The 332-nt window shown below is 59.0% G+C and carries 1 pseudogene; it reads left to right on the forward strand.

Going from position 1 to position 332, the window contains the following annotated elements:
* Window positions 1–332: pseudogene (locus tag QP990_RS12195) on the forward strand (hypothetical protein); the annotation flags it as partial.

Genomic DNA, 332 nt, shown 5'->3' on the forward strand with positions numbered 1-332 from the left:
TGGGTGGCGTCGAATGTGGCGGCGTTTCCGCTTTTGAAGAAGGCAGTCGCTCCGGTGTTGTTGGCGTTGGGGGCTATTGTTGCTTTGTCGTTTGTGGCCACGGCGGTTGCCACAATCTTGCTTCTGCCGATTTTAGCGCCGCCGGTGATTGCTGCTGGCGCCGCCGTAGCGGCAGCTTTCGCCACGGTGGGTGTTACTGTAGCGCTGTTTATCGGCCATCAGCTGTCCTTAATAGTGACTGGACTGCGTGGTGCCGGCCAATTGCTGCTGCGCGTGGTAACTGCGGGTGTCATGCTTGCCGGCGTCGGGTTTATGGCTACTGGTGTTTTCGC

Origin of the sequence: Corynebacterium sp. MSK071, from assembly GCF_030232125.1 — a bacterium.
GTDB classification, from domain to species: Bacteria; Actinomycetota; Actinomycetes; order Mycobacteriales; family Mycobacteriaceae; genus Corynebacterium; species Corynebacterium kefirresidentii.